This window comes from Halovenus amylolytica, assembly GCA_004015825.1.
In the GTDB taxonomy this organism is placed as follows: Archaea; Halobacteriota; Halobacteria; order Halobacteriales; family Haloarculaceae; genus Halovenus; species Halovenus amylolytica.
In genome coordinates this window covers 67,244-92,330 of record SAYS01000019.1, presented here as the reverse complement: position 1 = coordinate 92,330, position 25,087 = coordinate 67,244, and the positions used below count along the sequence as shown (strand labels likewise).

Annotated in this window: 25 protein-coding genes and 1 pseudogene; 10 read left to right on the top strand and 16 right to left on the bottom strand. The window is 59.5% G+C overall.

Translation table 11 applies throughout. The annotated features are described in order from the left end of the window. Nucleotides 1-124 (top strand): annotated as a pseudogene (locus tag EOW68_RS15060) (IS1595-like element ISHti5 family transposase); the annotation flags it as partial. Nucleotides 125-173: 49 nt separating this feature from the next. Further along, nucleotides 174-1,238 (top strand): A24 family peptidase, encoded by a 1,065-nt coding sequence (locus EOW68_RS15055; RefSeq protein ID WP_128225984.1) that lies wholly within the window; start codon nucleotides 174-176, stop codon nucleotides 1,236-1,238. Here the strand turns inward: EOW68_RS15055 and EOW68_RS15050 are convergent. The 6 genes from EOW68_RS15050 to EOW68_RS15025 all read right to left on the bottom strand — a co-directional run bounded on the left by EOW68_RS15050 (nucleotide 1,134) and on the right by EOW68_RS15025 (nucleotide 6,042). Continuing rightward, nucleotides 1,134-2,906, bottom strand: a complete 1,773-nt coding sequence (locus tag EOW68_RS15050; RefSeq protein ID WP_431358965.1) for a sensor histidine kinase — start codon at nucleotides 2,904-2,906, stop codon at nucleotides 1,134-1,136. The genes EOW68_RS15055 and EOW68_RS15050 overlap by 105 nt on opposite strands. 80 nt (nucleotides 2,907-2,986) lie before the next feature. Beyond that, nucleotides 2,987-3,385: an Hsp20/alpha crystallin family protein gene (locus EOW68_RS15045; RefSeq protein WP_128225983.1), complete on the bottom strand. Its 399-nt coding sequence runs from the start codon at nucleotides 3,383-3,385 to the stop codon at nucleotides 2,987-2,989. 489 nt (nucleotides 3,386-3,874) lie between these two features. Beyond that, on the bottom strand, nucleotides 3,875-4,423 hold the full coding sequence (locus EOW68_RS15040; RefSeq protein ID WP_128225982.1) for a KH domain-containing protein: 549 nt from the start codon (nucleotides 4,421-4,423) through the stop codon (nucleotides 3,875-3,877). Nucleotides 4,424-4,604: 181 nt separating this feature from the next. After that, nucleotides 4,605-5,084 (bottom strand): type IV pilin domain-containing protein, encoded by a 480-nt coding sequence (locus EOW68_RS18880; RefSeq protein ID WP_431358964.1) that lies wholly within the window; start codon nucleotides 5,082-5,084, stop codon nucleotides 4,605-4,607. A 14-nt stretch (nucleotides 5,085-5,098) separates the two neighbouring features. Further along, a complete protein-coding gene (locus EOW68_RS15030) occupies nucleotides 5,099-5,560 on the bottom strand; it encodes a type IV pilin domain-containing protein (protein WP_128225981.1) in 462 nt (153 codons plus the stop codon). Nucleotides 5,561-5,568: 8 nt separating this feature from the next. Continuing rightward, nucleotides 5,569-6,042 (bottom strand): type IV pilin domain-containing protein, encoded by a 474-nt coding sequence (locus EOW68_RS15025; protein WP_128225980.1) that lies wholly within the window; start codon nucleotides 6,040-6,042, stop codon nucleotides 5,569-5,571. Nucleotides 6,043-6,422: 380 nt separating this feature from the next. Here EOW68_RS15025 and EOW68_RS15020 point away from each other — a divergent pair, with 380 nt between their 5' ends. After that, entirely contained in the window at nucleotides 6,423-6,842 is a 420-nt protein-coding gene (locus EOW68_RS15020; RefSeq protein ID WP_128225979.1) for an SRPBCC family protein, read from the top strand. Between the two features lie 199 nt (nucleotides 6,843-7,041). After that, nucleotides 7,042-9,375 (top strand): alpha-amylase family glycosyl hydrolase, encoded by a 2,334-nt coding sequence (locus tag EOW68_RS15015; RefSeq protein WP_128225978.1) that lies wholly within the window; start codon nucleotides 7,042-7,044, stop codon nucleotides 9,373-9,375. Here EOW68_RS15015 and EOW68_RS15010 read toward each other — a convergent pair whose 3' ends face one another. From EOW68_RS15010 to EOW68_RS14985, 6 genes are read right to left on the bottom strand one after another with little or no spacing between them, the layout of a single operon-like run. Further along, on the bottom strand, nucleotides 9,376-10,383 hold the full coding sequence (locus EOW68_RS15010; protein WP_128225977.1) for a PhoU domain-containing protein: 1,008 nt from the start codon (nucleotides 10,381-10,383) through the stop codon (nucleotides 9,376-9,378). After that, on the bottom strand, nucleotides 10,383-11,045 hold the full coding sequence (gene phoU, locus EOW68_RS15005; protein ID WP_128225976.1) for a phosphate signaling complex protein PhoU: 663 nt from the start codon (nucleotides 11,043-11,045) through the stop codon (nucleotides 10,383-10,385). The genes EOW68_RS15010 and phoU overlap by 1 nt, the downstream gene beginning before the upstream one ends. Continuing rightward, the gene (gene pstB, locus EOW68_RS15000; protein ID WP_128225975.1) at nucleotides 11,045-11,911 is read right to left on the bottom strand and encodes a phosphate ABC transporter ATP-binding protein PstB; all 867 of its coding nucleotides are present in this window, start codon (nucleotides 11,909-11,911) and stop codon (nucleotides 11,045-11,047) included. The genes phoU and pstB overlap by 1 nt, the downstream gene beginning before the upstream one ends. 5 nt (nucleotides 11,912-11,916) lie before the next feature. Beyond that, on the bottom strand, nucleotides 11,917-13,635 hold the full coding sequence (gene pstA, locus EOW68_RS14995; protein ID WP_431358963.1) for a phosphate ABC transporter permease PstA: 1,719 nt from the start codon (nucleotides 13,633-13,635) through the stop codon (nucleotides 11,917-11,919). 33 nt (nucleotides 13,636-13,668) lie between these two features. Further along, nucleotides 13,669-14,631 carry a phosphate ABC transporter permease subunit PstC gene (gene pstC, locus EOW68_RS14990; RefSeq protein WP_128225974.1) on the bottom strand — a complete coding sequence of 321 codons (963 nt, stop codon included), beginning with the start codon at nucleotides 14,629-14,631 and terminating at the stop codon, nucleotides 13,669-13,671. A 19-nt stretch (nucleotides 14,632-14,650) separates the two neighbouring features. Beyond that, nucleotides 14,651-15,682, bottom strand: a complete 1,032-nt coding sequence (locus EOW68_RS14985) for a PstS family phosphate ABC transporter substrate-binding protein (protein ID WP_128225973.1) — start codon at nucleotides 15,680-15,682, stop codon at nucleotides 14,651-14,653. A 183-nt stretch (nucleotides 15,683-15,865) separates the two neighbouring features. Here EOW68_RS14985 and EOW68_RS14980 point away from each other — a divergent pair, with 183 nt between their 5' ends. Both EOW68_RS14980 and EOW68_RS14975 read left to right on the top strand, forming a co-directional pair. Next, the gene (locus tag EOW68_RS14980) at nucleotides 15,866-16,321 is read left to right on the top strand and encodes an arsenate-mycothiol transferase ArsC (RefSeq protein WP_128225972.1); all 456 of its coding nucleotides are present in this window, start codon (nucleotides 15,866-15,868) and stop codon (nucleotides 16,319-16,321) included. Further along, nucleotides 16,321-16,671: a hypothetical protein gene (locus tag EOW68_RS14975; RefSeq protein WP_128225971.1), complete on the top strand. Its 351-nt coding sequence runs from the start codon at nucleotides 16,321-16,323 to the stop codon at nucleotides 16,669-16,671. Before EOW68_RS14980 ends, EOW68_RS14975 begins: the two co-directional genes overlap by 1 nt. Before the next feature lie 4 nt (nucleotides 16,672-16,675). On the opposite strand, the gene EOW68_RS14970 is transcribed toward EOW68_RS14975, so the two are convergent. Further along, the gene (locus EOW68_RS14970) at nucleotides 16,676-17,674 is read right to left on the bottom strand and encodes a metallophosphoesterase family protein (protein ID WP_128225970.1); all 999 of its coding nucleotides are present in this window, start codon (nucleotides 17,672-17,674) and stop codon (nucleotides 16,676-16,678) included. A 313-nt stretch (nucleotides 17,675-17,987) separates the two neighbouring features. On the opposite strand from EOW68_RS14970, the gene EOW68_RS14965 reads away from it, so the two are divergent. Further along, nucleotides 17,988-19,094, top strand: coding sequence for a DUF7282 domain-containing protein (locus EOW68_RS14965; RefSeq protein ID WP_431358962.1), 1,107 nt, complete (start codon nucleotides 17,988-17,990; stop codon nucleotides 19,092-19,094). A 96-nt stretch (nucleotides 19,095-19,190) separates the two neighbouring features. Here EOW68_RS14965 and EOW68_RS14960 read toward each other — a convergent pair whose 3' ends face one another. Further along, nucleotides 19,191-19,883, bottom strand: coding sequence for an SDR family NAD(P)-dependent oxidoreductase (locus tag EOW68_RS14960; RefSeq protein ID WP_128225969.1), 693 nt, complete (start codon nucleotides 19,881-19,883; stop codon nucleotides 19,191-19,193). Between the two features lie 40 nt (nucleotides 19,884-19,923). Beyond that, on the bottom strand, nucleotides 19,924-20,583 hold the full coding sequence (locus tag EOW68_RS14955) for a class I SAM-dependent methyltransferase (RefSeq protein ID WP_128225968.1): 660 nt from the start codon (nucleotides 20,581-20,583) through the stop codon (nucleotides 19,924-19,926). Nucleotides 20,584-20,702: 119 nt separating this feature from the next. On the opposite strand from EOW68_RS14955, the gene EOW68_RS14950 reads away from it, so the two are divergent. Then, nucleotides 20,703-21,911 carry a PKD domain-containing protein gene (locus tag EOW68_RS14950; protein ID WP_431358961.1) on the top strand — a complete coding sequence of 403 codons (1,209 nt, stop codon included), beginning with the start codon at nucleotides 20,703-20,705 and terminating at the stop codon, nucleotides 21,909-21,911. Nucleotides 21,912-22,027: 116 nt separating this feature from the next. On the opposite strand, the gene EOW68_RS14945 is transcribed toward EOW68_RS14950, so the two are convergent. Continuing rightward, entirely contained in the window at nucleotides 22,028-23,173 is a 1,146-nt protein-coding gene (locus tag EOW68_RS14945; RefSeq protein ID WP_152035121.1) for a hypothetical protein, read from the bottom strand. A 120-nt stretch (nucleotides 23,174-23,293) separates the two neighbouring features. Here EOW68_RS14945 and EOW68_RS14940 point away from each other — a divergent pair, with 120 nt between their 5' ends. Both EOW68_RS14940 and larE read left to right on the top strand, forming a co-directional pair. After that, nucleotides 23,294-23,899: an IMP cyclohydrolase gene (locus tag EOW68_RS14940; RefSeq protein WP_128225965.1), complete on the top strand. Its 606-nt coding sequence runs from the start codon at nucleotides 23,294-23,296 to the stop codon at nucleotides 23,897-23,899. A 284-nt stretch (nucleotides 23,900-24,183) separates the two neighbouring features. Then, the gene (gene larE / locus EOW68_RS14935; RefSeq protein WP_128225964.1) at nucleotides 24,184-25,038 is read left to right on the top strand and encodes an ATP-dependent sacrificial sulfur transferase LarE; all 855 of its coding nucleotides are present in this window, start codon (nucleotides 24,184-24,186) and stop codon (nucleotides 25,036-25,038) included. The last annotated feature ends 49 nt before the right edge of the window (nucleotides 25,039-25,087 follow it).

Sequence of the window (25,087 nt, the reverse complement as noted above, 5' to 3'; positions counted from 1 at the left end):
CTGGTTGCGAAGGTTCCGAGGTGTCTCAAAACACCACTTACAGGGCTATCTGAACTTCCTCAGCCTCACACTCAACACAGACCAGTGGTTCGAGAAAATCCTAAGTACTGACTTCTACAGATGAGCGCAGGCTATTAGTAACAGTTACGTAAGCCCGAGGCGCAACGGCGAATGTGCTCGACGTTGCAACGGTGCCCGATCTCCTGCGGCTTCTCGTCCTCCCGTTTTTCGGCTACGTGGCCTGGCGGGATATCGAAACGCGACGCGTTCCCGACAAAACCTGGCTGCCACTGGCCGCTCTCGCTGTCGTCTTGCTCGTCTGGGAAACGATCGCCATCGTGACTGGCGACGCGACGAGCATCGAGCGCCAGCGGTACTACATCCGTGTTGGGCTCTCGCTTGGATTTATCATCCCGCTGTCGTATCTGTTCTGGCTGATGGGCGGGTTCGGCGGCGCCGACGCGAAGGCATTTTTCATCATCGCTGCGCTGTTTCCGACCTATCCGGAGTACACGCTCGCCGAGATCGGTATCGAAGGAACGTTCGCAACGCTCCCGATCGTCCAGACCACGATTGGGGTGTTCGCACTGACCATCCTGTCGAATACGGTGCTCGCGGGGCTTGGCTACCCGGTCGGACTCGCGATCAAAAACGCGCTCACTGGCTACGTCTCGCCGGGGATGTTCATCGCGAAACCGATCCAGTCCGGAGACGCAATCGAAGAGTACGGCTCCGTTCTCGAATTTCCCGACCGGGGACTGCTCGACGACCTCTCGCTGTCGGGACTGCGGTCGTACTTCTCCTGGCGAGGGCTCGATCTCGACGCGCTCCGGATGTATCTCCAGTGGCGGGGCTGTTCGTTCGCCGAACTGACGGCGGACCCAGCAGCGTTCCGGGACCCTGACTCGCTTCCAGCGGAGCCGAACCCGCCGGGTGATGGCTCCTTCGTCGTCGGTGAGGGCGGCGGCCACTTCGCAACGGATGGCGGGACGGATATCGAGGAAAGGGAGTTCGACGATCCCTGGGGTGCGGCGGCGTTTCTGGACGATATCGAGGGGACGGCCTACGGAACGACGCCAGAGGATCTTCGGGACGGACTCGACCAGCTCACGTCTTCGGATGTCGTCTGGATCTCACCGGGGATTCCATTCCTCGTCCCGCTGTTTGTCGGGCTGCTCGTCTCCTTTAGCTACGGAGATCTGCTCTTTTCCATCCTGGGCGCGGTGGGGCTGGCCTGAGCTGGACGACGCTGTTTCTGGCGGGTGCTGTGTGCGTTCGATGCTCGCATCACGGACAACGACTCGAACACCACCATCGTACGCTGTATCGATCTCGATCGACCAGCCGTGTGCCCGGGCGAACGTCTTCGCACTCGGGAGTTTCATCCCGGCCTCTGCGGAGGGGATCGACTCGCCGAAGGCCAGATAGCCCGCCGGATTCTCTCCCAGTGGTTCACCGTCGCCCCCGACGGCAAAGCCATCGTCCAGCAGTTCGACTGTGACCGTCCTCGCGCCGTTGAGTCGTGAAAAGACGAAGACGTTGCGGAGCAGTTCCTGCAGTCGACCGGCGTCTGCCTCGATGGTTCCCTCGCCGTCGATGAGCAGTTCCATCTCGTCGGGCTCGGCACCGCGCCATGCATCCTCGACTGCCGGCCCGAATTCGACGGGTTCTAGCCGCTCGACTGTCTGTCCGTACTTCGCCAGTGTGGTGAAGTCGTCGACGAGGCCAGTCAATCGCTTACTCGCCTCGTCGGCTTTCCGGATAGATTCGTTCGTTACGGACCCCGGATCGGTCCGCTGTTTGGCGATTCCGAGTCGCCAGTCGATGATCTGCAGCATGTTCCGCAGTTCGTGTGCCAGGGCGGTTGCGAAGCCTTCGAGTTGCTGGTTGTGGCGAGCCAGTTCCCGGCGGCGCTGTTCTGCACTCGTGATATCCGAGAGGAGGAGGACAGTCCCGGCAGAGTCGCCGAGTGTGACTGTACTCCGGCTCGTGAGCAGGTACCGTTGCTGACCGTCGGACTCGTATTCGAGGATCTGTGACTCGCTGTCGGTGATCTCGGCGACGGCGGGGAGGACCGAGTGGAGTGGCTGTCCGCCGGCACCGTCGAGTTCGGGGAAAAATGCGGCTGCTGCCGGGGTGTAATCCCGGACCCGGTCCTCGGCGTCGAGAAAGATCGCCGCGTCGTCGGTCTCACCGGTCGACTGGATGGCGAGAAACCGCCGTTCGTAGACGTAGAGGGCGCCGATGGTGAAGGCTGCGACGCCGAGTGGTGCGTAGATGACGTCGATGACTGCGCCGGTGACAACAGCGAAGATGTCGAGGAGTACGGGTACGCCCAGCAGGACAGTCAGGGCGGCGAGTGGCCGTGTATCGTAGCCCGATTCGGCGTACAGCTCGAACAGCATAAACAGGCCAGTCGTCGCGAGTACGTAGGAGAGCCCGGTCACAGTCCAGTGAAAGACACCGTGCTGGATTGCGAGATACTCGAAGGGCGTCGAGGCGGAGGTTGCCTCGAAGTAGAGCCCGTGGATCGGGTTGGTGAGTTTGACGGCGACGATGCCGAGAAAGATGCCAGCGCCGAGCCGTCGGAGTGTCGTATTCCGGTGGTAGCTCCGGCCAGTGTAGGCCGAACAGAAGTACAGCCAGGCCCAGACTGTCGCGAAGCCGAAGACGAGCCCGACGAGATAGGTTGGGCGTTTGAACGGCTGCGGGAACAGGAAGTAGCCGACTTTGAACAGCGCCCAGAGGCCGGTCGTCGCAAGCAGCCAGACGAGTCCGCGACGGACGTCAGGCGCTTCGATCTGTGTGGCCCGTCCCACTGCGAGAAAACAGACGAGCGCAGCGAAGAGGAATGGGGCCCAGTAGCCGATTGCGACGGGTTCGAACTGCAGTAGCCCGTTGATCATCGGTACAGTGCTCTATTCGAACCATCGGTTCTGACGACTTCAATTTGCCGGTCAATCGGTCTTCGTACAGTGGTTTTCTGTTAGTTCACTGGGATATCTGTGCCCTCGGCCTCGCCCCGGAGTTTCTGGAGGCGGACGGTGAGGACGCCGCGGTCGTAGCTGGCCTCGGTTTCGCCCTCGTCGACGGCGGCAGGCAACGAGACCGATCGGCTGGCCTGCTCCTGGCTTCGCTCGCGGGTCACGTATCGACCCTCGGCAGTATGCTCATCACGCTGGGCCTCTATTTCGAGAGTCTCGTTTTCCGTTAGCTGGACAGAGATGTGGTCGGGGTTGCGGCCCGGAAGGTCGGCGTGAACGACGATCTCATCGCCGGTATCGACGACATCGACGGGCACGTCGCCGGCGAGTGGGCCACCGAGTTCGGAGAACTGTTCGAACACCTTTTCGATCTCACCGAATGGATCGGTTCGTTCTGGCATGTGTGTCAGTTGGATTGCATTGGGTTTAAGAAGTGGTGGTTCAGGGTGGCGTAGGCTGAGCGGGTAGAGTGATCAAGAAGAAAGTCCTCCCGAGATGACGGAGTTGAGAATTCTGCAACGACCAACAAGAAGGCCCCGCGAGACGGCGAAATTGAGAACGCTGCAACAAACAGCAAGAAAGCCCCGGCTGGCTCCAGTCGGGGGACTCGCTGCGCTCCTCGCTACGCTGCGGTGCTTGCATCGTCCTCCTTCCCGGAGCCAGCCGCCCCTTTCAGTCCCGCCCGGCCTGGAAAGTCACGTCGGGCGGGACTGAAAGGGGCCGGTCGCTTGATCCGGCCCGGGCGACGTAAGCACTGGACCGAACGCAGTGAGGGAGGCGCGCAACGAGCCCCGGACGGTCAAGCGACCGGGGGGCTTTCTTGCTGTTCGTACTCACAACTCAAGACCTATATCCACAGTCGAAAACAGCACCCGATCCAAATTGAACTGCTAGCCCTGATACGGGTGGTACTCCATTCCCTTGTGTTTGAGTTCGTCGCGTTTGTCTTCGAGGAAGGAGTAGACAGTGCCGTGGGGAGCACCTTCGAGTAGCATCTCCGCGGCCTCGCGGACGGTCTCGACCTGTCGTGGGCCGCCGATGATGCCGAGTGTAGAGCCGTAGATCGCCACGTTCGCGCCGGAGAGTTCCTCCATGAGTTCGCGTGTACGGCCGCCCTCGCCGATCAGCCGCCCCTTCAGGCGGCGGAGATCGTTCTGGTTACGCGAGGCGGCGTCGATGTCGACGAGATCGAACATCATCATATCCTCGTCGAGGAGTCGCAGCGCAACCTCTGGGGAGAAGCCGCGGCCAATCGCCTTGACGATATCCGGGCCTTTCAGGCCCAGCACTGGGTCGCCAACCTTTTCGATCGTTACTTTACCCGACTCGGAGTCGATATCCAGACGGACCTCCGCCCGGTCCTCGATCTCTCGCATCGTCTCGCCGCCACGACCGATCAGAACGCCGATCCGGTCGTCGGGAACCTTCACGTGCTGCATAATATGTCCATAGGTAGGTGTCAGGGCAGTTAAAATGCTTCGGGTCTGGTAGAGGTATCTTCAGTATTGGTCTGGTGGTGGGTGTCGGATTTGATTGAGTCCTTCGAGAGAACGGCACCCTAGCTTCAGTTGTAACTACCAGATTAGCGCCATAAAAAACGAAGAAATTAGTTATCGAACGCTATGGTTCGGGAATCGTGAATGTCTCAAGTTGATCTGATGTACTATCAGTCTCGAAGACAATGACGATTTCGTCACCGGGACGGAGATCATTACCTCCTCCGAGGTCAATATCAACACCTGTGGCGTTTGCTCCACCGACTCTTACAGATTCACCAGCAGATATCTCTGAAACACTTCCCCAAGTTTCATCGATATTTCCTTCATCGTAGCTACCTCGGATGTAGATGTTATCAGCGTCTGCATCTGCGTCTGCAGTGTTAATTGAAATGACGGTATTATTAGCGTTGGTACTGTAATCACTGATGTTGTAGTCAGCGTCGAACTGAATGTTCGGGCTCACGTCGTCGGTCTGGTCACCCAGCCCGAGGACGAACGATGCGATCACGGCCGCGAGGATCACCGTAATCGCGACCATGAGGATAACCCCGATCACGGGGCTGACTGCGCTATCGTCGTTACGGAATTTTTCGAGTATCATCGATTATACTGAGTTTATGGGATTGTGAATGAATCGAGTTGATCCGATGTGCTATCGGTCTCGAAGACAAGAATGATTTCATCACCACTCTGAAGACTATCTGCCTGGAATGTGCCCGTGGCAGATCCTTCATACAACGTTATAGACTCCCCAGCAGCTATTTCTCTCCCACTATCTCCCCACGTTTCGTTATTACTAGAATCAAGTGGCGCTACATCCCCTCGGATGTAAATGTTATCAGCATCAGTATCGCTGTCGGCGGTACCAATACTGATTGTGGTAGTATTATCACTCGCACTGATATTATAATCCGCGTTGAACTGAATGTTCGGGCTCACGTCGTCGGTCTGGTCACCCAGCCCGAGGACGAACGATGCGATCACGGCCGCGAGGATCACCGTAATCGCGACCATGAGGATAACCCCGATCACGGGGCTGACTGCACTGTCATCGTCACGGAATTTTTCGAATATCATTGTTTATATTACGGCTCTGGAATCGTGAACGAATCCAGTTCGTCTGATGTACTGTCCGTTTCGAACACTATGACAATCTCATTTCCTGGGTTGATGTCAGCGTATTCGACATCACCCGATGCGCCTGACTCATTAATTATCACCGATTCACCAGCAGCGATGTCTGCACCAGCCGCCTCCCAACTACCATCAGTGTTATTCGCGGACACATCACCTCTGATGTAAATATTGCTCGGATCAGCATCACTATCGGCAGTTCCTATGCTGATCTCAACGGAGTCGTTGGCGCCAGCAGTGGTAACATTATAGTCTGCGTCGAACTGAATGTTCGGACTCACGTCGTCGGTCTGGTCACCCAGCCCGAGGACGAACGATGCGATCACGGCCGCGAGGATCACTGTAATCGCGACCATGAGGATAACCCCGATCACGGGGCTGACTGCACTGTCGTCGTCGTGGATTAGTGTTTTGAGTCGCTCCATATCCAATCGGATGCAATGATATACCGTTATATAAATCCCCATGACTGATTTTAAAATTAGATAATTAAACAGCGAGCAGAACCGATTTCTCCGGCTCAGAAAATGATAGCTGGGCACTTTCACAGCGAGAAAACACCCCACTGTCTCGTATTTTCGGGGTATTGAGAGTCTGTAAAGAATGATTTGTGAGCAGCATCTATAATCGCCGATATCAGCCGTAAAAATCAATCCTGAAAACGGAATTGCGGCCCATCCAGTCGGCAGCCGAGATTCTCAAAAATTATCCCGGCCACCCGATTTAGCCGATTTCCCACGCTGGACCGCTCTGAGACTGTAATTACGGACAACAGCGCTTTGTGTTGTCCGCCCGAAGGCAGAATGTGCCCCGACCGAGCGTTGCCCGCACGCGGGATGGCTACCGACTGGAGATCAGCCGTGATATCGACGCCGAGCCGATAGCAGCCTGGGAGCTGCTGGTCGAACCCCGGCGGTGGCCCGAGTGGGGCCCCAGCGTCCGGGCCGTCGACTGCGACGACGATCGCATCCAGGCCGGTTCGACGGGGAGAGTCCGGCTCCCCGGCGGCCTCTGGCTCCCGTTCGAGATCGAAGCGTACACCGAGCTGGCGGGTGAGCAGCCAGGCCACTGGAGGTGGCGTGTGGCGAAGATCCCCGCGACGGGCCACCGGGTCGAATCGAGCGGTGTGAAAACTCGTGTCGTCTTCGAGATCCCCCTCGCTGCGGCTGGCTACGCCCCAGTCTGTCACCGCGCACTGGACCGGATCGAGTCGATAGTTGGCTGAGTCGGGGATTTTGTTGGCTCTGGAACTGCAAACTGGTTTTTCGACAGCAAGAAGCCCCCATCACACGACGGAGTTTACAGAAAACTACATCGTAAACTGCGAGAAGAATGCGACAACCAGTAAAGTTGACAGAAACTGTCACACACGCAACCGCGGGCCGCTGGACTCTTGGCTGCTGGGAGCAATCTAGTAGTATCAAATGCAGGCACCTGAACACGAGAGAGCGGGCCGTGCTGACACGCACCACCCCGGACATCCCCGGTTCGTGGAGGTCGGGGAGGCGATTCTGAATCCAGCCCACGTCGGTGAGTACGGTGTCTTCGGCGTGCGGGACAATCTCGCGCCACGGATACCAGATCCTGAAGCTGATCCAGAGAACTACGAGGCAGATGCCTTCCAGTGGTCCCTGATCGACCGCCCCGCCGACAGCGAGGCCGAACTCCAGTACGCCCAGTCGATCCCCGACGGACGCCCCCGGTGGGACTCCGGTGCCCGGAATACCGCGGATTTCGTCGCAGACACTCCGGGACGGTACGTCTTCGAACTCGACGCGCCGGATGGCACCCACGAGTGGACCTTCCACGCCTTCCCGAACGGCGAGGGCCCACCACCGAGACTCACACTCGATGGCCACTACGAGGAGGCCACAGAGACGTTCCACATCGAAGCCGACGCGAGACTTGCCCCCGATCGAAACGAATCGAACGCAACAGTCGAAACGGTCTATCTCGCCGACGACCGCGACGCACTGTCGACGGTTGCAATCGACACTGACGGACTCGATGCAGAGATTCCAGTCGCGGCACTCGACGGTGAGTCTGCACGCGTCCACGCAGCGGCATGGGACGGACAGCGCCGGAGCATGATGGACACTGTCGAACTCCACCCCGACGGCAGCATCTCCTTGCCGAACCGACCGCCGGAGTGGGCAAAAGACGGTGTCCTCTACCAGCTCTTCCCGCGGTCGTGGGCCGGCGAGCGCGGCGAAACCACGATGGACGATCTAATCGCAGGTGTCGACTATCTCGACGATCTCGGCATCGACATGGTCTGGCTGACGCCAGTCGTCCCCGACGAGGCGACCGCTCGCCAGTTCGACCAGTCACTCGTCCCCGACAGCTACCGCGAAGCGGGAACACTCTCCGGCGGCGGTCCCCACGGCTACGGAACACTGGGCTATTTCGGCATCGCACCGGATCTCGTCCCCGAAGGTGACGACCCGGTCGAGGCCTACCAGGCCTTTGTCGAGGCGTGTCACGACCGGGAGATCAAGGTCGTCTTCGATCTCGTCATCAGCCACTCCGGGCGGAGTCATCCCTTCTTTCAGGATACGATTGCGTCGGAGGGGCGCGATACTCCGACCCCGTTTCTCCGCTATCCGGGGGTGACAGCCTGGAACCGCGACTCGAAGTATTTCGACTGGTACGACCGGATCGATCTGGTCAGAGCAAAAAAGGGACTCGCAATCGAAGCGAGACCGTACGCGACCGGATTCTTCGGTGGCCGGTCACTGCCGAATTTCAACTACAACAACGTCGCAGTCCGTGAGCACATGCTCGCCGTGGCGGATTTCTGGTCCGGCGTCGTCGGCGTGGATGGATTCCGGTGTGATATCGCCTGGGGTGTCCCGATCAGCTTCTGGTCGGAGCTGCGCGACCTCGTCAGAGCCAACGACAGCGAATTTCTCATGCTCGACGAAACCATCCCGAACGATCCGCGGATGGCCGAGAACGCCTTCGATATGCATTTCGACACGAAGGGATTCACCGATCACAGCCAGCGCGTCGCGACTGGAGAGGCGAGCCCGGACGCACTCGTCGACGTCATCAAAGCACGCGCGAACGACGGGATACCCCCACACTCGCTCGTGCTCAACATGACCGAAAACCACGACGAACACCGACTCCTCAACCAGGCTGTCGTTGACCTCTCCGAGCCGAACCACGACGAGGTGACAGACGAACAGTGGGACCGGGGAGCGCGCAGACAGCGACTCTGCTGGGCGGCCGGCCTCCTCTTGCCCGGCGTCCCGGGGATCTACTACGGCCAGGAACGCCAGATCAGCCGCTTCGGCGAGGGACGCCACCTGGGACGCGGAGATCCGAGAGGCAACGGTGACACCGTCGATAGCGGCGCCGATGTCCGCCCAGGTGGTCGCCAGCGTGCCTTTATGAACTGGGAAGCATACTCCGAATCCCACCTGGCATTGTACAGGAATCTCATCACACTCTATCACGACCTGGACGTGCTCAAACCCGACGCAAAACTGCACGAGGTGCGAACCACCGGGACAGACGGCCTGCTCGTGTTCGGTCGGGACGCGGGCCATCTCGACGGCGTGAAGGGGCCGGAGCAGGTAGTCGTCTTCCTCAATTTCAGGAACCATCCTGTCGAAGTAGCCGTCCCGCCATCGGTCGGCGACACCGATCTGGTGACCGGCAACAGTGTGAGGACACAGGCCGAAAACGAGTGGGGGACACTGGTCGAAGTCGAGGGCGTCCTCGTCCTCGAAACGTCCGGGCTCTTCTCCTGACTAATCGCTGTGTTCCGTTCGGTAGTGGGCCTGGAGCGCCGACTCGGCGATGTTCACACCGTACTGTGTCGTCCTGACGATACTGTCGAGTACGACACCGAGGAGATAGCTATCCTCGTGGTCAGTGTGATACAGTTCCTCGTCGAACGCTTCGAACTCGGCGAGCAACTCGTCTGCATCGGCGATGACCGATGCGGGCTCTGGAGAGTCCTCGAACATCCCGGACAGGCTGTCTTCGACGATTTCGCGGGCGTCTCGACCGTAGGATTCGAGCGAGTCAGCGATCGGCTCCGGCGGCGGGGATTCGAGTCGCCCGGCAATCTCTGCAATTTTCTCGGCGTGGTCGGCGACTCGTTCGAGCTGTCTGGCTGCCATGTAGTACTCGAACGATCGCAGCCCGTTTCGAGACATCCCGACGCCCGGATCGACCAGCGAGCGCTGGAAGCCACGCGAGATCAGCGAGAAGAGTCGGTCGACAGTTTCGTCCTGGCGAGCGATCCGGTCACCGAGATCCCCGTCCGTTTCGATCACTGCGGTGATCGCATCCGCGTGCATCTCCATCGTCGTTCGTTCGAGCTGTGCGAGCGTCTGCTCCGGCGAGAGATCGGCAGCGTCGAGCATCGTCCGCGCCGTCAGGCTCCGCTCGTCTTCGGTCATCACTTCCAGTCCGACGAACCGCCGGACTGCCCGCGTCACTGCACGTCGTTCGGTCGTGCTCTCGAATCCGTCGAAGCTAATCTCGTCACAGCCGGCGACGTAGGCGGCACCGACGTCGAGCGCGAGTGTCGCTGGATCACGATCCGCGGCGTCGATCGATGTACTGCGGCTGGTCGTGCTCGCCGACTCGCCGCGAGTGACGACCAGTTTGTCGTCTCGGACGTAGAGTGTGACCGGTGAGCCGGGCTCGATCTGCTGGTCGTTCGCCCACTGCTTTGGCAGTGAGACGGTGTAGGTCGAACCGCCTGTCAACTGCACTTTCCGTTCGATCGGGTCGTGTCTGGTTGTCATCAGTAGATGAGGTCGTCGTCGTTTTCGATCATGTACTGCGTGCGCGCGGCGATGTTGACCGCGTGATCACCGACGCGTTCGATATCCCGAATCGTCACGAGCAGTCGAGAGACGCGCTGGAGGCGCTGGTCGATCGGTTCGGCCCCCACACCGTCGGTCACGAGTTGTCGGACGATCGTCTCACTTGCACGCTTGCACTGTCCGTCTAGCTGTTCGTCCCGTACAACAACCGACCGCGCAGTGTCGGCGTCCGCCGTCGTGTACGCCGCCATCGCCGCCTCGACCATCTCACCTGCCAGCCGAGCGATCGGTTCGACATCGACGTCGGTCGTTCCGCCCAGTTCTCGCCCGTACTCCGCCAGATTACAGGCCAGATCACCGATCCGCTCCAGATCGGTGACGATCTTGAACGACGAGGCGACGAATCTGAGATCGCTCGCGAGTGGCTGCTGGAGCGCGATCAGATCGATACACTCCCGTTCGATGTCGAGATACCAGTCGTTCAACTCCGTATCACCGTCGATGATCCGCTGGGCCTGCTGTGGGTCGCCCGACTCCAACACTTCGACTGCCTCCCAGTACCGGTCGAGAGTTAGATCCGCCATCGCGCCCACCTCACCGCGCAGTGTCGCGAGCTCGTCCTGGTAACTGGTACGGGGCATTATCCGAATTTGCCGGTGATGTAATCCTCGACGCGCGGATCGGCGGGGTTCTCGAAGATCGTCTGTGTGTCGTCGAACTCGACGAGTTCACCACCCGTCAGGAAGACCGCCGTCTTGTCGGAGATCCGGGCGGCCTGTTGCATGTTGTGGGTGACGATGATGACGGTGTACTCCTCGGCGAGGTCGTCGATCAGATCCTCGATTTTCGAGGTCGCGACCGGGTCGAGCGCCGAGGCCGGCTCGTCCATCAGGATAACTTCGGGGTCGGGCGCGATCGCACGCGCGATACAGAGTCGTTGCTGCTGACCGCCGGAGAGTTCCAGCCCCGACTTGTCGAGCTGGTCTTTGACTTCGTCCCACAGCGCTGCGCTGCGGAGTGCCCGTTCGACTTCCGCGTCCAGATCGATATCGTCGGCTTTCCCCTGGACGCGAAGCCCGTAGGCGACGTTGTCGTAGATGCTCTTCGGGAACGGGTTCGGCTCCTGAAAGACCATTCCGATCCGCCGGCGGAGGGCAACAGGATCGACGTCGTCGTCGTAGACGTTCTGACCCAGTAGTTCGACCGTGCCATCGACACGGGCGGCATCAATGAGATCGTTCATCCGGTTGAGACAGCGCAGGAACGTCGATTTGCCACACCCCGAGGGGCCGATGAGTGCGGTAACCTGGCGTTCCGGAATCTCCATCGAGACTGACCGTAACGCCTGGTCGTCGTGGTAGTACACACTCAAATCCCCAACGTCGATGATCGTCGATGCGCCAGCGGGCTGTGTCACCGTTTCGGAAACTGAGACCTCTGTTTCGATGAGTCTGTCGTCCGATTCGGCCGTTTCTTCGGTCGCGGAGTCTGTTGTTGGCTGTGACATTGGTACTACTCTCGTTGATATTTATTTCGGAGCACGATTGCGGTGCCGTTCATGACGAGCAAGACCACGAGGAGCGTGATCACCCCGGCGGCCATGACACCAGTTCGGAACTCCGGTGCCAGTTCGCTCTTCCACGAGAAGATCTGTGCTGGCATCGCGGCAGCGATATCGAAAAAGCCGTCGGGTACCGAGCGAACGCTGTCGGCGACACCGATCATGAGAAGCGGTGCCGTCTCACCGATCGCACGGCCCATCGCGAGAATCGTGCCAGTCAGAATCCCGGGGAATGCCTCCGGCAAGACGACGTGCCGGATCGTCTGCCAGCGGGTCGCGCCCATCCCGTAGGATGCCTCTCGACGTGAATCCGGGACCGCCTTGATCGCCTCCTGTGATGAGATGATGACGATCGGGAGAATCAACAGTCCGATCGTGAGACCGGCGACGATGACGATCCCGTCGCGCAGTCCGACCCCGTTGACGAAGAGTGCGAGCCCGAGTAGTCCGTAGACGATAGAGGGGACACCTGCGAGATTCCCGATGTTGACCTCAAGGAAGTCAACGAAGCGGCCGAGTCGGCCCGAGTCCGGTGCGTACTCTTCGAGATAGATGGCTGCACCGACACCGACCGGAAACGCACTCATTGCGATGACGATGACGATCAGAATAGAGCCAACCAGCGGTGGGTACATACCGGCGTCTTCGGGAGTGCGTGAGGGAGCACTCGTCAGGAACGACCAGTCGAGCCAGGGGTCGGGGCTCGCGAATCCGAGGCTGGTCGCCAGAACCGCTCCCACGAATGTCCCGCCGACGAGAACGACCGGGAACGCAAGTCCCGCGAATCCCTCGCGTCGACGGACCACGCCCTCAAGATAGGTCAGAGTCGGAACGAGAAGCGCCGTCGTGACAAGGATCGTACCTTCCGCGGAGAGGCCGACGAGCGGGCCGATATTCGCCGCGATCGCGACAACAGTGACGGCGACAGCAACGAGTTCGAGCCGTCCGCGCTCGTCATCGCGGCGGGCGGCGATCAGCCGTCCAAAGCCGTAGGCTAGCGGCGCCGTGACTGTCCCGAGCAGCAGTATCCAGCCAGCCGGCAGAATCGGCAGTACAAAGAGGAGTTCACGGACACTCGGCAACAGTGCGGGCGTCGAAAAAGAGAGTGTGAACAGTTCCGTACCCGTAAGCGGCGTCGTAATCGCTCGATCCACCGAGAGAGCCGGAATGCCGTAGAGTGTCAGAATCGGCGTCAGGAACAGAACGAGGAGTCGCTCGAAAGTCGCTTGCGGGCGGTAGCGCTGGTGGGCGCTGATGATTGCGCCTGCAACCACGAGCGCGAAAACGAGTGCCAGCCACTCCTGGGGATCGATCAGCTCCGTGAATACGATGACGAGTCCACCCGCCACGAGGATGCCGATGACGGGAATCCCCGTCGCTGCGTAGGCAACGCTGCCTGCGGCACGGTCACGGACCGCAAAGTACCCGGCCATGCCGAGTGACGGCACTACAAGCGTCCAGAAGAAAACCAGATACCAGCCCGGATCCGCCGCACCCAGCCGGAGCGCATCTCTGGCGACGTAGACCAGCATCCCCATCACGACTGTGATACCGAAGATGGTCGCGCCGGCAGAGATAAGTTCGAAGATCCGACCACGAAGCTGGCTGATCGACATGGTCAGCGTGGGACGGTCAGAAGCAGTACCGCCGTCTGTCGGTTCACTCGCCATTTCTCACCCTCCGTTCGGTACGGTCTGTCCAGATCATTGATACTCCTCCCGGTAGCGGTTTGCGATACGGTTGCTAAGGAAGTTCATAGCGAAGGTCATCACGAACAGCGTCAGTCCGAGCGCGAACAGACTCTGGCCGACGACCGGAGAGACGGCAGCGTCGGCCTCTACAGCCTGAATCATCGCAGAAGTCATCGTCTGTCCCGAGGTTGTCACCGTCTCCATCGGCTGGATGTACGGGATTCCGAACGGACCCGTGGCCGTCGAAGGCATCCGTGGCCGGAGGCCCATCGCCATGGCGACGACCATGGTCTCGCCGATTGCTCGCGACAGCGCGAGGATAAACGACGCGAAGATCCCCGATGCTGCCGCCGGGATGACGACTCCGATCGTCACGTCGAATTTCGTCGCGCCCAGCCCGTAACTCGCCTCACGAAGTGAGTCGGGCACCGAACTCATGGCGTCCTCCGAGAGCGACGACACCATCGGGATAATCAGTATACCGACGAGAATCGACGCACTCAAGATATTGAACGTCCCGGCGTTGATCCCCAGCGTGCGAAGAAATGGCGTGAAATAGACCAGTGCGAGATAGCCGTAGACGACAGTCGGGATGCCGGCGAGAATCTCGAGACCAGGTTTGAGGATCGCGCGTGTACGAGCACTCGCGTACTCGCTAAGATAGGCTGCAGCGAGGACACCAGTTGGAATCGCGACGAGTGCAGAGATCACAGTCACCGCGAGCGTCCCGAAGACGAGAGGCAACACACCGAACTCCCCTCTGCTGACCCGCCAGGTGGTGCCGGTCAGGAAATCGACCGGCGGAACTGTACTGAAGAACTTGACTGCATCCACTGTGAGCGTGACGAAAATTCCGGTCGTGATGAAGACAGTCAACGCTGCACAGCTCAAAAAGATGTACCGATACAGCCGCTCCCGGGCCTTGCGACTCTGTTCCCCACCCGCAAGTTGCAGATCGGTCGACTCGTTACTCATTAGAGATTACTCCGTCGAGTTATCTGCCTGCCGCTTCATCGAGTTTCTGGAGGTTCTCCTCAACCATATCGGCGTTCGACGGAACGTATCCGATTTCCGAGACGAGATCTTTCTCTGCTTCCTCGAGATAGAACCGCATGAACTCGTAGAACTCATCACGCTGGAGTTGCTCCTCGTTCGCGTAGATGAAAAGCGGGCGTGCCATCGGGTAGGTTCCTTCTTTGGCCGTATCGAGTCCAGGAGAGCCACACGGATCGTCTTCGGAGGCTCGTACGTCGAGGGCTTTCACTTCTTCCTCGTTAGAGCTGTAGTAGGCGTATCCGAAATATCCCATCCCGGCGACGTTGTCCCGGATACCCTGGACGATGAGGTCGTCTTCTTCGGTTGGCTCGTGGTTGGTCGTGTGACCGTACTCCTCGCCGATGACGTTCGCATTGAACCAGTCGTATGTCCCGGAGGTGTCGGCCGGCCCGTAGAGTTCGAACGGTTCGTCGGGGAACTCGTCGCGGATATCGGACCAGTTCTCGACACCGTCTTCGCGCCAGATCTGGGACATCTCGTCGAAGGTCATACAGTCGACCCAGTCGTTATCGTTGTTGACCGCCATCGTCAACGCGTCCTGCGCGATCTCGAACTCGACCGGTTGGACGTCGTTGGAGGTACACTGTTCGGTCTCCTGGTCAGAAATCGGGCGAGAGGCACCGTTGAGATCGGATTGTCCGGGACAGAAGTGGTTGTCGAACCCACCACCGCTCCCGGTCGAATCCACGGTCACGTTCACGTCGGGATGCTCGTCCATGAAGTTCTCGGCCATCGTATCCGAAACCGGGAACACCGTACTGCTTCCTGTGATTTCGACAACTCCAGACAGGGAATCGCCACCGTTCGTACTGCCGCCATCGGAACTACTGCCATCGTCGGAACCACTGTCATCGTCGTCACTGCTACTTTCGGTACAGCCAGCCAGTGCAAGTGCACCAGTGCTGCCAGCCACAGTCAAAAATTTGCGCCGCGTTGCACCTGAAACCACCTCGGAGTTTTGGTCTGCCATCACATGCAACAAACGAAGAGATGTATAAATACTGTGCTAATTGATATATATTCCGGATACAAGGTATATATCGAAATATGTAGTACTACGTTCGGATATATAAATCAATCATGAAGGTATTATTCTATTCTGTTACAGTCAGCACATAGAAACAATGAAGCCCAGAACAGCTGTAATGAGCGTATGCGAATTGCCTTTGTCTGTGTGCAGAACGCCGGACGCTCACAGATGTCGACGGCGTTTGCCGAACAGGAACGAAGCGAACGCAGCCTCGACGGTGTCGAGATCGTCAGCGGTGGGACCGATCCAGCCGACGAGGTTCACCCCGAAGTCGTCGAGACCATGCAGCAACTCGGCATCGACCTCTCCGATCGGACACCACAGGCGGTGTCGACCGAGGAGCTCGAAGCCTGTGATATCGTGCTCACGATGGGCTGTTCGACACTTTCGCTCGACGCAGACACAGACGTCCGGGACTGGGCGCTGCCCGACCCCGACGGCGAGTCACCGGAGCGTGTCCGGGAGATCCGCGACCAGATTCGCGAGCGCGTGTGCGAACTGTTCGACGAGATCAGTCAGCAACCGACGAGATCAGTCAGCAACACGACGAGAGTAGCCAGCAACAGTCGGCCTGAATGATGGTCGACACACCAGCGATGCTCCGACTCCGGAGTGCCGGTGTGGGGGTCGTCGTCGGTGGCGTCACACTCGCAGTACTCGGTACTGGACTCTCCTTTTCGCTCGCCGCCGGAGTACTCGTCGTCCTCGCTGTCGCCGGAGCGATCGCGAGTTACGACCGTGAGAGCTGGCTCGTCCAGCTGTTTGTCGGCATCGGTGCACTCGGTGTAATCGGGCTCATCGAAGCGACGACGGCCGCTGGGCTCGGCCTGGGGGCCCAGCAGTTGGGCGGTGCCGCCGTCGTCTTCGGCTTCGTCGATATCGTCGCTGGCTCTGTGATCCATCGGTGGCAGGGCCAGCCCGAAAACTAGTCCGTTACTGTGGCGTCCCGGTCGAGTGAAGGGCCGGTGTGTCGGCAGGGGCCATCGTCTGCTGATCGACGAGCGGAAACTCCCCAAAATAGCCGTCTCTGACTACCTGCTGGATCAAGGACCCACGCAGGTCGTCGTCGAGTGCGTACTCGTAGGCCTCTGCAACTCCATTCGCCCCGGCAAGTGGAACGAGCGAGACAGTCGTCCCCGCCGGGCTGACGTGGACCAGCAGATACGCGGGCGGGAACGAGGCACACCCCGGCGCACCGACGACATTCAGCCCACGGTACTCGGTTGCATAGGGCCAGTGGAGATGACCCGTGAGAACCAGCTCGATCCCCGAATCGGCGAGCACGTCGGCAGTCGAAGCCGGGTTCTCGACACGGTAGTCGACAGCCGCGAGTTCCGACCGGAAGGGCCGTGGAACAGCAGCCAGGGGATGGTGCATCACCGCGATCTGTGGGGCTGCGATCCGCTCTCCGTCGAGTGTCTGGAGGGTCTCGGAACCGACACGACCGCTCCGTGCAGCGGGAGCAGTGGTGTCGAACGCGCGAACCACAAGCGAGTCTAGCGGGTGTGACTGCGGGTAGCTACTGGCTCCCTGCCACGTGGCAAACTCCTCGCCGGAGTCGAAGCCAGTCTCGCCGGCCGGGGTGACGTCGTGGTTCCCCGGCACCGTGACTGTCGGCCGGGGGGCGATCCCCAGCAGATCCCGCGCCAGCGCACGTTCCCTGTCCGTGCCGGCTTTCGTGAGATCCCCGGCAACGACGAAGGCGTCGACGTCGAGTCGATGGGCATCGGCAACTGCCATCTGGAACCGCTGTTTTGCCCGGTGGTACATCTTGAGTGTTCCGTGGGCGGTCGCGGACAGATGTGGATCTGACACGACCATGAGGGTGGTCCCTGTTCCAGTCGGGCGGTCGAAGCGGGCGAGTGTCACACCGTCGGACGGAAACACACCAGCGGAGCCAGCACCGGACTCGGTGCGGTTCTCGGTTGCCATCTGTACGTCCGGGAAGACGGCGACTACGCAAATACTTATATAATTCTCAACAGTTCCGGTACGGCCAGTTATGTGCAGCTATGGAGTCCTGTGGACCCTATCATATGTGGTGATCGACGGTCGAAACAGTGCGCCAGGCGCTATTATTTTCACCAGCCCTGTAGCTGTACGGAGAACGTATCACGAAGGCGCAGTAGCTGTATCGTGCCAATGAGCCACAAACATAGAATTTGATGACTATCCCGATCGGTCACATAAATGACGTTCATGTGACACCCTTTTATATCTCAGTGACACTATATACTGGAATGTAATGCAAGAGCCAGAAAGTCCCCGTCGGCGCAGAGTACTCGCAGGAATCAGCGCGGGAGTCGTCGCAACCAGTCTCGGGATGACCACGGCAGCAGCACAGGAGGGAACGGCGACAGTCGAGTTCAGCGACCAGTCGACAGACGGAACCACTGTCGTCGTCGACTCGACGAGCCTTCCCGAGGGCGGTTTTATTACGATCCACGACAGCAGTCTCGCTGATGGCGACGCTATCGGGAGTGTTCGCGGCACGAGTGAGTACCTCGAAAGCGGCGATCACGAAGGGATCGAGGTCGAACTCGACGATCCGCTGGTCGAGGACGATACGCTCATCGCGATGCCCCACCGCGACACGAACGACAACCAGACCTACGATTTTGTCGACGCTGAAGGGGAGGAAGACGGGCCGTACACGGCAGATGGCGGGCCGGTAACCGACGACGCTGCAGTCCAGGTCGAGGGCGACGCGGCAGTCCTGATGAGCGATCAGGAAACCGCAGGCCAGTCGGTCACGGTCGATTTCGTCCGGATGGCCGACGGCGGCTTCGTCACGATCCACGACAGCAGTTTGTTGGATGGGGAGACGATCCCGAGTGTCGTCGGTGTCTCCGACTATCTCGAAGCTGGCACGAACGAGGATATCGAGATCCAACTCGACGAGGAACTCACAGAAGACGACACCCTCATCGCGATGCCCCACCGGGATTCGAACGACAACGAGACCTACGATTTCGTCGAGACCGAGGGTCAAGAGGACGGACCATACACCACAGAAGAGGGCGCTGTCACCAACAGTGCCTCGGTAACGGTCGCAGACGACGGAATGGACGACGGCGAGATGGACGATAGTGGGAACGAAACTACGGACGACGGAACTGCGGACAACGAGACTGATGACGGTACCATGGACGATGGGACCATGGACAACGAAACCACGGACGACAACGAAAGTGATGACGAGTCAGCCGACGACGGCGGTCCCGGATTCGGTCCGATTGCGGGTGTCGCGGGACTCGGCGGACTGGCAACGTACGCCTACAGACGGCTGAATCTCGACAGTGAACCCCCGGCGCCTGCCGACGACGACCTGGACGAGAAAGCCGAAAAGTAGTCGGGAACGTATACCGGTCGACAGAAATATTGATAACTCATCAGCGACCGCAGATCCGTCGCTGGAAGTATCAAACGTTCTGTCGACCGCTATAGCTTAGCGCGTTGCGCGCCGCCACGCTTTCCGGTCGACGACCTCACCGTCGATCGTCTCCACCGGTGCTTCGGTCGCGGCCCACCGGAACTGTTCGGCGACGTCCGCAGGATCGTGTCCCTCCCCACCCGACAGATCGGTTGCGACCTGTCCGGGATCGACCACGGCGACGACGTTGTCGATATCGGCACCGAAGCCGCGCGCGACTGCTTCTGCGGCCGCTTTGGAGACGGCGTAGGAGCCGTAGCCGGGGTATGGCTCGCGGGCGACCGAGCCGGATGCGACGAGGACGCGTCCGTCGGCATCGAGATGGGGCAACGCTTCACGGATCGTCGCGAAGGTCCCGCGAGCGTTCGTCCGCATGTGGTCGTCGAACGCCGAGTAACTCTCCGCCGACAGCGGTGTCGAGCCAGTTTCGCCGTGATAGACCGCCGCGTTCGCGATGACGTAATCAATCGTCCCACCGATCGCGGCGGCTTTCTCCATCAGTCGCTCGACGTCGAACTGATCGCGAACGTCTGCTCGTGTCGCGGTTGCCTTCCCACCGTTCGCTTCGATCTCGGCTGCGACAGCCTCGATCGCGTCGCCGTCCCGCGCACAGATGACGACGTGTGCGCCCGCCTCCGCGAAGGCGTGTGCGACAGCGTGTCCGATCCCCCTGCTCGCTCCCGTAACGACGGCTGTCTGTCCGTCCATACATCGATCTGGGGGTGGCTACCTCTTAACTCCGATCCCGCTACCAGACCGGCACCCAGTCGAGTATCCAGCGATATAGCTGTGACTCGGGGCGCCGTTCGAGGGTCCCGCGAATCATCGGCATGGTGCGCCCGGACAGCTGGCTGTAATCGACGAGTTCGAACCGCTCGTCTGTTCGGAACATCGTGCCGGTTTCGCGGTTCAGATGACACCCCCCCGCCACGGTGTGCCAGGCCGGTGCGAGCAGATCGTGCAGTTCTCCGACGACCCCGTCGGCTCGCACGTGTTCGAGAAACCGGAACTCACCACCGGGTTTGAGCACGCGCGCTACCTCCGAGAGCGCGGCGGCCGGATCGGGGATCGTACAGAAAACGTAGGAGGCGACGACCGCGTCGAAAGAATCGTCCTCGTAGGGGAGTGACTCGCCACCGGCATCCGAGATCTCGACTGGGAGGCCGAGTGAGTGGGCTTTCGATTCGGCCTGTCGGCGCATCCCGGGGTCAGGTTCGATCGCGTGCAGTTCGATCTCCGGGTGGCCAGCAAAGTAGGGGAACATAGCGCCCGTGCCAGCACCGAGATCGAGAACCCTCCCCGAGAGATCTGCGACGAGATACTCGCGGTGTTCGGGCAACATGGTCCGTTCGGGAATCGCCATAACTGGATCGTACAGACGGGAGACGATGGGGTGGGCGCCGCTCATACTGAACTGTTTGGTCGACGTACAAAAATGACTGCCGGAGAGCCAGCGGTGGTCCGCGCGCCCGCCAGTCGGTCGAAATGCCGAACTTTTTATTCGATGAGAGAGCAATCGCCGGTGAGATGAAGTGCAGACGTGTCGTCATCTTGCTGGTCGTCTGTCTTGGCGTCACTGCCGGGACAGTCGGCGTCGCCGCCGGAACAGCGGAGGAGCCGCTCGCAGACGCCGGGCTGGATCAATCTGTCAAGCAGGGTACCACCGTCTATCTCGATGCCGGCGGCTCGGTTTCCCCCGACAGCGAGATCGTCGGCTTCGAGTGGGAGATCGAACGGCCCGACGGGACCACCACCACGCCAGCGTGTCGCAGCTGCGAGCGGACGAACTTCCGGCCCACAAGAACGGGCATCTATAACGCCACTGTCACCGTCACCGACGAGGAGGGGCGCTCTGCGACCGACACGCTGCGGGTCACCGTCACCGAGTCCGAGCCGCCGGAAGTGACGATTTCGGGGCCAGAGATAGTGCTCGTCGGCGACCGCCCGACGATCAACCTGACCGCCAGCGCTGGTGACGAGCCACTTTCTTCGCTCACCTGGTTCGTCGACGGCCAGCAGTACGACGCCACATTCGTCGACGGCAACCTGACCACGGATGCGATTACGCCGGCAGTGAACGAGCCAGGCGAGGTCGTCGTCGAGGCGCGGGTGACCGACCAGCGAGGGCGAAGCAGAATCGACGAACACACACTCACGGTCGAAGACGGCCAGTTCGGTGTAAATAACGGAACCGTCCGAACACGGTCCGGAGAGTACGATCTGAATTCGCTCGCCGTGGAGTTTACCGGCACGACGTCTGGACTAGAGTCGACGTCAACCGGAGACAAATGGATACGAGCCGGCAAGAGATTCAGCTACTCCATTGGATTACGCACCTACGAAGAAACGACCGGAAAGACAGTTATCAGCCACCCATTCACACAGAGTACTGCCGAATTTCCACACCTGGCACTTGAGAGTGACCCACATGAGTACGGCTGGTGGGGAAGAGAACCAGAAGGGATTGATACTATCTCTATGAGGTCCACAGGAGGGACTGTCGAAGCAACCAACCCGGTCAGCTCCACGTCACTCTCCTTCTGGACGACCGGTACTGGAGAAACGCGAATCTATGGTGCACACACCAAATTTGAAGTCCGCGCAAATCGAGATGAGGGGCCAACAAGAGGGAGTGATGGGAGAAATAGGAAGGATAATAATGAGAGGAATAAAGATGAGAAATCCAATGGTACCAATAGGAGAGGAAATAGTGACGCCGGCCGTATCGCACCTTGAAGACTATTATTTAAAAATCGACTCTTGAATAGAAGGGGAGCATGAATGCCGAGAGCCCGGTAGCTTAGCGACCTCCCGTCCATTCTTAAAAGAGATTATCTACAATTCAAGACAGATTACGGTGGCTCCAGATCCATATCATCTCTCGAAATATCGATTTCCTTTTCGAAGTCATAGAATTCGTAAATCACGTGTCCTGCATTATGATACCAGTCGCTCCCTGCACGGCCATCTGCAAATACGATGCCATCGCTTTCAACCCGAACCACGTAGCCCGTCTGTGAATCAACGTATGCTACAGCATTATTATATAAATTCCCTGCATCGTCCTCTGAATAGTGGCTACTGAGATTTACTTCATACATATCAAGCGTCCGGCCTGCAGTTCTCTCTGTGAGGAATTGTCGCCTTCTGTTCTCCCCTATTTTGATCCTTTTTACGAATGTCCGTTCCTCATACTGATCAAGCCCTTTGAAAACGGGATCGTTGGCTTGAAAATCCACATATCCCCATCCTGGATGATCAAGTTCATTTTCTCCGGTATTACTCAACCCGTAAGTCGTCCGATCCGGTGCTACGTAGTATTCTACTTCTGCTGCATCGCTGCCATCATCGTTCAAAAACTGTACGTAGTAGACTGCTTCTCCATTATCGTACAGTCCCTTCGTTTCGTGCTTTTCACTATTTAGTTCAGTGAGATTCACATAGGCAGAGTACCCGAAAGAGTCGGCACTCCGGAACTCGTAGCCGACGACCACATCCTCCTCGTGATTTTCGCTGGCAGTAAACTCGACCGTCTTTGCGGGCCAGTTCTCGGCTTTCGCACTGATGGTGTAGTTTTCGTCGTAGCTGAGATCCTCGAACGTCGTCGAACTGATTCCGGTGAGACTCTTATTTTCGACTACGCCACCTGACGCATTACGGAGCGAGAGACTGGAGTACAGCAACCGATCGCCGACCGCCTGCTCCCAGAGATCGACCTCGACATCGACCCTCGACGGTGGATCGTCTCTACTGGAATTATCCGGGTCGCTGTCTTCGTCGCCGCCGTCTGCTGGCGGTTCAGTATCCGACCCGTCACCACCCGTTGCTGTCGGTTCCTCAGACCCCCCGTCAGTGAGAACACCGCCGAAAAGGAGAAATCCAACAGCAGCGACGAGTCCGACCGCGAGCAGACCTACCAGGAACGTCCGACCTACTGCACGGGAATCGTCAGCAAGCGATCTCCTCGATGTCATTAGTTGATATCTATCGGAACACAAAACTAACAACGTAAAATTATTTTCGAAAGCAACGCTGGGACGGAACCAGAAACCGCCTGGTGACCCCGTTCCAGCATCGTATCGACACCTACATGCTCACAGACGCGGGAGATTCCCAGCATGTACGTTGGACGCTTTATCGTCGTCAGCCCCGAGGTAGGCGCCTACCGCGTCTCCTCGCGGTCGTTCCCGAACAGGAAGGCAACCACACGCGACGGGACGATCACCGTCGGACCGACTGCCGACGCGCCGGAGACGGACAACCCCTACATCTCCTACAACTGCGTTCGACTCACCGACCGCGGCGCAGTGCTCGGGAACGGCTCGCACGTCGATCCGATTGCCGAGAAACTCGCGCTGGGCTACCCCGCCAAGGACGCACTGGCCGAGCCACTGCTCGCACTGGATTTCGAGAAAGACGACTACGACACGCCGCGGATTGCCGGCATCGTCGGTCTCGAAGACGATCCATCAGCGACTGCAGATGGATCGTCGGCATTCATCGGTACTGTCCGGCGGGATGCACTGCTCGTCGAGGAGGTGGACGAGCCGACGCTCGTCGCAACCTACGAGCGAGATAGCCCCGGAGCGTTCGATCTGGAGGCGACGGATGCCGCTGGAGCGGCCCGTGAGCTGTACGACCACGAGTTCGAACACCAGGTCTGTGCCGCTGGCGTTGCGGCGACGGAGGACGGATTCGAGACGGCAGTCGTCAACGAAGAGTAGTCTGTATCGGGTGGCGTTTGCTTATTTGAAATGATGGTGAGGTGCCTCTGAAGCAGCAAGAAAGTCCTACCCAGTGTGACTTTCCAGGCCGGGTGGGACTGAAAGGGGCGGGACGCTGAACGAAAGCGGACGCCGCAAGCACCTACCGGAGCGCAGCAAGTCCCCCGAGTTCAGCGTCTCGGGGCTTTCTTGCTGTTCTTAACTCGACCAGATATTTCACTCGAAACTCCGAACGATCATCCAGAGTGCGACGTACTTTTGCTCGCCGAGCGGAAAGAAAATCCATGGTCGACGCGAAACTCGACGCCGCCCGGGCAGACCTCGCCGAGAAAGATGGAGTGTTGATCGCCTTCTCCGGCGGTGTGGATTCGAGCATCGTCGCCGCGATTGCACACGACGTGCTCGGCTCGGATGCCGTCGCCTGTACGGCACGCAGCGAGACACTCCCGGCCGAGGAACTGGCCGACGCGAAGCGAGTCGCCGAGGAGATCGGCATCCGCCACGACATCGTCGAGTTCAGCGAACTCGATAGCGAGGCATTCATCGAAAACGACGACAAGCGATGCTACCACTGCCGATCGATGCGACTCGGCGCGATGTTCGACCGGGCCGAAGAACTCGGCATCGAGACGGTCTGTGACGGCACGAACGCCTCGGACCCCGGCGAGGGTCACCGACCGGGGCTGCAGGCCGTCGACGAGCTCGACGCCTACTCGCCGCTGCTGGCCCACGACATCACCAAACAGGAGGTCCGCGAGATCGCAAACCAGTACGACCTCTCCGTCGCAGACAAACCGTCGATGGCCTGTCTCTCCTCGCGGATTCCAACGGGACTCGAAGTGACCGAGGAGCGACTGACCCGCATCGAGAAGGCGGAGCGGCTGCTCCGGACCTGGGGGTTCGAACAGTTTCGTGTGCGCGACCACGACGGCCTCGCACGCATCGAAGTCGGCGAGTCGGAACTCGACGTGGCGCTCGATCCCGAATTCGTCCGGGCAGCGCGGGATCACATCTCCGATCTCGGCTTCGATCACGTCACACTCGATTTATACGGCTATCAGACCGGGAGCGTGAGTCCGGCAGAAACAGACGAAGAGAGTGGCCCCGACCCCCTCGGCGCAGAGTATCCGACCGACTGATAGTGGTTATTGCGAGTCTGTCCCGCCGGGAGATGAACGCTCCCGAGCA

Excerpts from the sequence above, each read along its gene's own strand:
- EOW68_RS14975 (WP_128225971.1), top strand. The coding sequence starts at position 16,321 with ATGGTCGACACACCAGCGATGCTCCGACTCCGGAGTGCCGGTGTGGGG.
- EOW68_RS15050 (WP_431358965.1), bottom strand. The coding sequence starts at position 2,906 with ATGATCAACGGGCTACTGCAGTTCGAACCCGTCGCAATCGGCTACTGG.
- EOW68_RS14940 (WP_128225965.1), top strand. The coding sequence starts at position 23,294 with ATGTACGTTGGACGCTTTATCGTCGTCAGCCCCGAGGTAGGCGCCTAC.
- EOW68_RS14965 (WP_431358962.1), top strand. The coding sequence starts at position 17,988 with ATGCAAGAGCCAGAAAGTCCCCGTCGGCGCAGAGTACTCGCAGGAATC.
- EOW68_RS14960 (WP_128225969.1), bottom strand. The coding sequence starts at position 19,883 with ATGGACGGACAGACAGCCGTCGTTACGGGAGCGAGCAGGGGGATCGGA.
- EOW68_RS15045 (WP_128225983.1), bottom strand. The coding sequence starts at position 3,385 with ATGCCAGAACGAACCGATCCATTCGGTGAGATCGAAAAGGTGTTCGAA.
- EOW68_RS15025 (WP_128225980.1), bottom strand. The coding sequence starts at position 6,042 with ATGGAGCGACTCAAAACACTAATCCACGACGACGACAGTGCAGTCAGC.
- EOW68_RS18880 (WP_431358964.1), bottom strand. The coding sequence starts at position 5,084 with ATGATACTCGAAAAATTCCGTAACGACGATAGCGCAGTCAGCCCCGTG.
- pstB (WP_128225975.1), bottom strand. The coding sequence starts at position 11,911 with ATGTCACAGCCAACAACAGACTCCGCGACCGAAGAAACGGCCGAATCG.
- EOW68_RS15010 (WP_128225977.1), bottom strand. The coding sequence starts at position 10,383 with ATGACAACCAGACACGACCCGATCGAACGGAAAGTGCAGTTGACAGGC.
- larE (WP_128225964.1), top strand. The coding sequence starts at position 24,184 with ATGGTCGACGCGAAACTCGACGCCGCCCGGGCAGACCTCGCCGAGAAA.
- pstA (WP_431358963.1), bottom strand. The coding sequence starts at position 13,635 with ATGGCGAGTGAACCGACAGACGGCGGTACTGCTTCTGACCGTCCCACG.
- phoU (WP_128225976.1), bottom strand. The coding sequence starts at position 11,045 with ATGCCCCGTACCAGTTACCAGGACGAGCTCGCGACACTGCGCGGTGAG.
- EOW68_RS14985 (WP_128225973.1), bottom strand. The coding sequence starts at position 15,682 with ATGGCAGACCAAAACTCCGAGGTGGTTTCAGGTGCAACGCGGCGCAAA.
- EOW68_RS14970 (WP_128225970.1), bottom strand. The coding sequence starts at position 17,674 with ATGGCAACCGAGAACCGCACCGAGTCCGGTGCTGGCTCCGCTGGTGTG.
- EOW68_RS14980 (WP_128225972.1), top strand. The coding sequence starts at position 15,866 with ATGCGAATTGCCTTTGTCTGTGTGCAGAACGCCGGACGCTCACAGATG.
- pstC (WP_128225974.1), bottom strand. The coding sequence starts at position 14,631 with ATGAGTAACGAGTCGACCGATCTGCAACTTGCGGGTGGGGAACAGAGT.
- EOW68_RS14950 (WP_431358961.1), top strand. The coding sequence starts at position 20,703 with ATGAAGTGCAGACGTGTCGTCATCTTGCTGGTCGTCTGTCTTGGCGTC.
- EOW68_RS15040 (WP_128225982.1), bottom strand. The coding sequence starts at position 4,423 with ATGCAGCACGTGAAGGTTCCCGACGACCGGATCGGCGTTCTGATCGGT.
- EOW68_RS15030 (WP_128225981.1), bottom strand. The coding sequence starts at position 5,560 with ATGATATTCGAAAAATTCCGTGACGATGACAGTGCAGTCAGCCCCGTG.
- EOW68_RS15015 (WP_128225978.1), top strand. The coding sequence starts at position 7,042 with ATGCAGGCACCTGAACACGAGAGAGCGGGCCGTGCTGACACGCACCAC.
- EOW68_RS14955 (WP_128225968.1), bottom strand. The coding sequence starts at position 20,583 with ATGAGCGGCGCCCACCCCATCGTCTCCCGTCTGTACGATCCAGTTATG.